General features: G+C 68.0%; 8 protein-coding genes. 6 read left to right on the top strand and 2 right to left on the bottom strand.

From position 1 onward, the window contains the following. Positions 1–26 precede the first annotated feature (26 nt). The 4 genes from I55_RS21330 to I55_RS21345 all read left to right on the top strand — a co-directional run bounded on the left by I55_RS21330 (position 27) and on the right by I55_RS21345 (position 3455). A complete protein-coding gene (locus I55_RS21330; protein ID WP_044562593.1) occupies positions 27–770 on the top strand; it encodes a hypothetical protein in 744 nt (247 codons plus the stop codon). Continuing rightward, positions 770–1291 (top strand): hypothetical protein, encoded by a 522-nt coding sequence (locus I55_RS21335; RefSeq protein ID WP_044562594.1) that lies wholly within the window; start codon positions 770–772, stop codon positions 1289–1291. Before I55_RS21330 ends, I55_RS21335 begins: the two co-directional genes overlap by 1 nt. A 393-nt stretch (positions 1292–1684) precedes the next feature. Beyond that, the gene (locus I55_RS21340) at positions 1685–2407 is read left to right on the top strand and encodes a Bax inhibitor-1/YccA family protein (protein ID WP_085940074.1); all 723 of its coding nucleotides are present in this window, start codon (positions 1685–1687) and stop codon (positions 2405–2407) included. A 151-nt stretch (positions 2408–2558) separates the two neighbouring features. Next, positions 2559–3455 carry an S-adenosyl-l-methionine hydroxide adenosyltransferase family protein gene (locus I55_RS21345; RefSeq protein WP_044562595.1) on the top strand — a complete coding sequence of 299 codons (897 nt, stop codon included), beginning with the start codon at positions 2559–2561 and terminating at the stop codon, positions 3453–3455. A gap of 6 nt (positions 3456–3461) precedes the next feature. Here the strand turns inward: I55_RS21345 and I55_RS21350 are convergent, their stop codons facing one another. Further along, positions 3462–4184, bottom strand: coding sequence for an HAD-IB family phosphatase (locus I55_RS21350; RefSeq protein ID WP_083901308.1), 723 nt, complete (start codon positions 4182–4184; stop codon positions 3462–3464). 140 nt (positions 4185–4324) lie between these two features. On the opposite strand from I55_RS21350, the gene I55_RS21355 reads away from it, so the two are divergent. Then, positions 4325–5314 (top strand): nucleoside hydrolase, encoded by a 990-nt coding sequence (locus I55_RS21355; protein ID WP_044562597.1) that lies wholly within the window; start codon positions 4325–4327, stop codon positions 5312–5314. A 242-nt stretch (positions 5315–5556) separates the two neighbouring features. Next, on the top strand, positions 5557–6144 hold the full coding sequence (locus tag I55_RS21360) for a hypothetical protein (RefSeq protein ID WP_148293884.1): 588 nt from the start codon (positions 5557–5559) through the stop codon (positions 6142–6144). Between the two features lie 4 nt (positions 6145–6148). On the opposite strand, the gene I55_RS37280 is transcribed toward I55_RS21360, so the two are convergent. Then, on the bottom strand, positions 6149–6390 hold a 242-nt coding region (locus I55_RS37280; RefSeq protein WP_044562600.1), incomplete at its 5' end, for a hypothetical protein.

Here is a 6390-nt window from a genome sequence, read left to right on the forward strand (position 1 = left end):
TAATCCTCAGACCCGAGAGGCATCTGATGGACGAGCTACGGTTCAAGATTGACGCCTTCCAGCCGGACACCATCCCCATGGCGCGTCTGGCGGAGTATATGGCGGAACTGGCAGCGCTCCTTGGCAACAAGGATAGCGTCCATTTCGTGCGCCTGGACGCCGGCAGTGTGGAGATGGTCCATCGGGTTGATCCGGTCGACCGTCCCAAGGTGGAGGCTCGCTTGGTGGCGCTCCGCGCGGGGGATGGGGCGGCGGATGCGGTTCGGGCCTTTCGCTGCCTGGATGATATGTTGGCCAACGATAATGCGGTGGGAACGCTAACGGACGCCGGTGCCGTTCTCATCGACTTCCCTGGCCGCACTCGTCCCAAGCCGGTGGACTATGGCGCCTTCAATGAGCAAGGCAGCCTTGACGGCGTGTTGGTCAAGATCGGTGGCCTGGCCGATGTCGTGCCGGTTCACCTTCAGGAGGTTGGGGAGGCTGGGCAGGTTCATATCTGCCAGGCCCGCCGGGATCTCGTTCGTGAAATGGCGCCCCATATCTTCGGCCTGCCGCTTCGGGTGCAAGGGATCGGGCGCTGGCGCCGGGAACCCAGCGGCGCTTGGAGGATGGTAAACTTCACCATCGCCGCGTTTGAGGTGCTGGACGATGCCCCCTTGGCCGACGTGGTCAAGCGTCTCCGCAATGTTCCAGGCAGTGGCTGGCGGGCAGTTGAGCATCCGCTGGCCACCCTGGCCGACCTGCGCGGCAAGGGCGAGGGGCTGCACTGATGGTGGTCTTCGACGCCAACTTCCTGTTGCTGTTGCTTGACCCGGATGTTGACGTTCCCACCGATCCCGCGACCCAGAAGCCCTTGGTCCGGGCCAAGGATCGCGTGGAATACCTCATTGCCACCTTGTCCCAGCAGCAGGAGATCATCGGCATCCCGACGCCGGTGATTGCTGAGGTGCTGGTTCATGCCGGCACGGCCGGCGGCGGCTACCTTTCCATCCTGACCGACAGCAGCCGGTTTCGCATCCTGCCCTTTGATCTGCGGGCGGCGGTGGAGACGGCCGCTATGACCGCAACGGCCCTCGGGGCCGGGAACAAGAAGGGCGGCAGTACCGCCCCTTGGCAGAAGGTCAAGATCGACCGGCAGATTGCGGCCGTGGGCATCGTGGGCCGCGCCAAGACCCTCTATGCGGATGATCAGGATTTGGTCCGCCTGGCCAAGACGGCGGGCCTGCGGACGGTGAGCAGTTGGGAGTTACCCCTGCCGCCGGAGGAGCCGCAGGGGGAGTTGTCCGTTTGAGTCGTGAGCAGCGTCAGCTTACAGATGCGCTTACACGGAATAGATGACGCGGTTTTAATGAAGTAAAATCAATTAGATGTCATCATAAATCGCAAGCTTCCCAAGCTTACGACGAGGGTTCGATTCCCTTCACCCGCACCAGTCCGCTCCTCCCCTTTTGGAGGGCCGGCCTTTGCCGCTGCCCCTTGCGCGGCCTTCCATCCTTGAGGGACCGCTGTCCGCTTTTTCCGCAGCCGAACCATTGCCGTTGCCGATACCGCCCTACATTACAAGTGTGTAACCCGTTCGGGCCGTGGTCGCTTTCCCGTTGAATCGCCGGGCCAGTGGGACAATATGGAAGTCGCGGCCCATGGGGGTCGCCTGGGTTTAACCTGGGACCATTCGAGGAACGTCATGGCTATCGGACCCTACAATCGTTATGCGTCGAGCACCGGCGCTTACGACCGGGCCCTATTTGATGAGGGCCTGCGCCAGCACATGCTGCGCGTCTTCAACTATATGACTGTCGGCCTGATCGTCACCGGCCTTGTGGCCTTCTTCGGGGCCCAGTCCCCGGCCCTGGTGGCGGCCATCTTCGGCACGCCCCTGAAGTGGGTGGTGATGCTGGCCCCGCTGGCCTTCGTCTTCGCCCTGTCGGCGGGCGTCAACCGCATGACCTCGGGCACGCTGCGCACCGTCTTCTTCGCCTACTGCGCCGTCATGGGCCTGTCGCTCATGAGCATCTTCCTGGTGTTCACCGGCGCCAGCATCGCCCGCGTGTTCTTCATCTCGGCCGCCACCTTCGCCGGCGCCTCGCTGTACGGCTACACCGCCAAGCGCGACCTGACGCAGTTCGGCTCCTTCCTGATCATGGGCCTGATCGGCATCATCATCGCCAGCCTGGTCAACATCTTCCTCGCCTCCAGCGCGCTGCAGTTCGCGGTGTCGGTGCTGGGCGTGCTGATCTTCACGGGCCTGACCGCCTATGACAGCCAGCGCATCAAGGAGATGTACGCCGAGTCCTGGGGCACCGAGGCCAACACCAAGCTGGCCGTCATGGGCGCGCTGAGCCTCTACCTCGACTTCATCAACATCTTCATGTCCCTGCTGCAGCTGATGGGCGACCGCCGCAACTAAGCGGAACCCGCCAGCATCACCAAGGTTGAGGGGCCGTCCGGGAAACCGGGCGGCCCTTTCCTTTAGGCGCCGTCGACTGCCATGATGACGCCCGAACCCGGTTTGGTCCCCATCGCCGGCCCCCCATTGCCGGCCCCCGTGGGAGGCGCCCATGATCTTCCTCTACACCGATTTCACCTGGTCCGGTCCCTATGTCGGCCAGATGCGGGCGGTGCTGGCGGCCCGCGCCCCGGCGGGCACCGCCGTCATCGACCTGATGCACGACGCCCCCGCCTTCGATGCCCTGGCCGCCGGCCGCCTGCTGGCGGCGGTGTTGCCGTCCACCCTGGCGTCCCTGCTGGCGACCACTGGGCCGGCCAACACCATGCCGGCCACCACTGGGCCGGCCGTCTTCCTGGCGGTGGTCGACCCCGGCGTGGGCACGGACCGGCGGCCCCTGGCCCTGCGGCTCAGCGGCGGGCGGGGGAGGCCGCAGGGGCGCCCCGTCTGGCTGGTGGGACCGGACAATGGCCTGTTCCAGCCGCTAATCGCCGACACCGCCGCCGCCGGCGGCCTGGTCGAGGCGTGGGAGATCACCTGGCGGCCCGACGCCCTGTCCGCCTCCTTCCACGGTCGTGACCTGTTCGCGCCGGTGGCAGCCCTGGTGGCCGGGGGCGGGGAGCCCGGGGATTGGGGCCGGCCGCTGGCCCCCTCCGATTTGGTGGGCGCCGCCCTGGACGGCGGTGCCGCCGACAACGGGCGCATTCTCTACATCGACGGCTATGGCAACGGCTGGACCGGCCTGCGGCCCATCACCGACGCCCAAGGCGCCGCCACGCTGGACGGCACGGTGGCGCCCGACGCCCGTCTGTGGGTGCGGGGGGCGGGCGGTGGCCAGGCGGTGGAACCCGCCCGCACCTTCGGCGCGGTGCCCCCGGGCACACCCTTCTGGTACGTCAACTCCAGCGGCCTGGTGGAGATCGCGGTGAACCAGGGGCGGGCCGACCAGGCGCTGGGCTTCACCCTGGGCACGCCGGTGGGCGTGCGGGCGCCTTACATAAAGCTTTGAACACCCTCAATGCGCCGTCGGCACCACCGTCGCCTCGTCCATCAGCGCCAGGAAGGGCAGGTCGCTGGGCTGGTTGCCATAGCCCCAGCGGCGGCCATAGGGCCCGGTCGCCTCCATCCACAGCGCCAGGCGCCGGGCCTTTTCCGCGCGCACGCAGTTGCCGGCCACCATCTCGCCGGTCAGCCGGCCCTCCGCATCCACCGCCATCTCCGTTCCCAAGAGGTCGTGCACCGGCAGGTCGGCCAGCAGGGCCGGCATGTACAGGGTCAGGGCACCGGTCGCCACCAGGATGCGGTGCCCGCGGTCGGCATGGCGCAGCAGGGTGTCGCGCAAAGGGGTGTGCCAGCGTACCCAGCCGGCCATTTCCGCCGCCGCTTCCCGCGCCCGCTCCACCGGCACCCCCGCCAGGCAGCGGCGCAGCAGGCGGCGTTTGAACGCCGTCTTGAAATCATCGTCCGCATCCGCCGGGTCGCCGCCCGCGACCAGCGTTTCGGCGCCTGGGAGCCGGCGGCCCGGCAGGCGGCGCGCGGCGGCGCCGGCCACACTGCCGGCCAGGTGGCGGCGCAGCGTGTCCCCCCCCGCCACCCGCGCCAGGAAGGGCAGCAGGCTGTCGCCGCGCACCAGGGTGCCATCGAAATCGAACACGGCCAGGCCCGGTAGATCCCCGGACGGATCCGGGGTACCGCCCGGGAGGTCGGCGGTGGGCGGGGGGACGGCGGTCTGGGGCATGGGGAGGTGGCTCTGGCGGCAGGCGGAGCGGACCGGCGGCCCGCGGGTGGACAGCGCCCATAAAACGGGGTGGGCCGCTTCCTCTCAAGTGCTTTTCGCGCTAAGTGTCGGCCTTTCCGCCCGACTTAGACGGTCCCGCCATGATCACCACCCCCACCGCGCCGACACCCCCCGCCGCCACGGCCGCCAAGCCCTACAAGATCATCATCGACACCGATCCCGGCCAGGACGACGCCGTGGCCATCCTGCTGGCGCTCGCCAGCCCGGAGGATGTGGAGGTGCTGGGCATCACCGCCGTGGCCGGCAACGCGCCGCTGCCCTGGACGGAGAAGAACGCGCGGCGGGTGTGCGAGTTGGCGGGGCGGCCGGACGTGAAGGTCTACGCCGGCTGCGACCGGCCCATGGTGCGCCTGCTGCACACCGCGCCGGAGGTGCACGGCGACACCGGGCTGGACGGCCCGGTGCTGCCCGAGCCGACCATGCCCCTGCAGGAGCGACACGCCGTCGACTTCATCATCGACACGGTGATGCGGGAGGATCCGGGCAGCGTCACCCTGTGCCCCCTGGGGCCGTTGACCAACGTGGCCCGCGCGCTGGTGAAGGAACCGGCCATCGCCCCCCGCCTGCGCCAGATCGTGCTGATGGGCGGCGCGCAGATGGAGGGGGGCAACTCCACCCCCTGCGCCGAGTTCAACATCTACGTTGACCCGCACGCCGCCGACATCGTCTTCAAGTCCGGCGTGCCCATCGTCATGTTCCCCCTGGACGTCACCCACCAGGTGCTGACGGCCCGCCGCCACATGGACCGCATCCAGGCCGTGGGCAACCGCGTGGCCCAGGCGACGCATGAGATGCTGGACTTCTACCAGCGCTATGATGAGCACAAGTACGGCACCGATGGCGGCCCGTTGCACGATCCCTGCGTCATCGCCTGGCTGATCCGGCCGGAGATCTTCCAGGGCAAGACGGTGAATGTGGAGATCGAGACGGGCAGCCCGCTGACCACCGGCCAGACGGTCATCGACCGTTGGAACACCACCGGCCGGCCGCGCAACGCCACCGTCATGCTGCGGGCCGACAGCGACGCCTTCTTCGACCTGCTGGTGGAACGGCTGGCACGCTTCGGCTGAACGGCGGGCGCTGGATAATGACACATCGGCAATTGTTGCCGATGTGTCGGAATCTTCTGCCGGGCAGGGGCAATCCTGTCCCGCAGGCCCGCCGGGCGAAGACGGCGGATGGCCTTGGGTTTCCACCCCTCCGGCCACGGCCCGTCCCTTGCTTGGGAAAGAGACGTTAACCATGGTCCCCGGCCGCCGGGCCGGGGCCTATGTCGCGTCATTCCCATTCATGGGGCAAGGGACCGAAGATCATGTCGTTCCTGAACACCAGCAACCACACCCAGTCCACCGCCAACGCCTATGGCGGCTTCGGTGCCGCGGGCGGCAGCAGCGGCGCCAGCTCGACCAGCGGTGTGGGCGGTGGCAGCGGCAGCCTGTCCAACGCCCAAACCGACAGCGCCTTCGCCGACCTGCTGAAGGGGGACGACGATCCCCAAACCATGCTGAAGGAAATGACCACTGGTGGCTTCCAGGGGTACTGGGCCTATCAGATCAAGCAGATGAAGCAGAAGATCGCCGAAGAGACGATGCAGTCCAAGGGCCTGACCCAGCAGGACCTGGCCGGCATGCCGGCGGACCAGCGGGCTGACCTTGAGCGCGCCATCATGCGCGAGGTGGAACAGAAGGTCCGCCAGATGACCTCCACCGGCAAGAACGGCAAGAGCGGCCTGGAGGATGCCAGCCAGACGGGTGGCCCGGGTGACGATGGCGGCATGAACGGCTTCGGCAGCCAGATGGCCGCCGCCAACGGCAACCAGACTGGTGCCCGCAGCGGCGTGCCCATCGCCGGCGGCGACACGCTGCAGGGCATCCTGTCCGCCCAGGAGATGACCGGTTAGTCGGTTAGAGCGGAACGCGATCACAGGGGATCGAATCCCGCTCCAGGGCGCTTTCCGGCTCGCCCCAGCGCAGGGTGGTGACCAGGCGGCCGACCGTGCCGTCCTCCAGCGTGATGCGTTCCCAGCGCATGCGGCTGCGGCGAATCAGCAGATCGGGGCGGTCGTTCGTCTCCGTTTCCAAATCCAGCATTCCATCCGGCCGGTCATACCAGCCGGCATCCGCCAGCCCCGCTTCCGCCGCCAGGA

This window comes from Azospirillum sp. B4, assembly GCF_000333275.1.
In the GTDB taxonomy this organism is placed as follows: domain Bacteria; phylum Pseudomonadota; class Alphaproteobacteria; order Azospirillales; family Azospirillaceae; genus Nitrospirillum.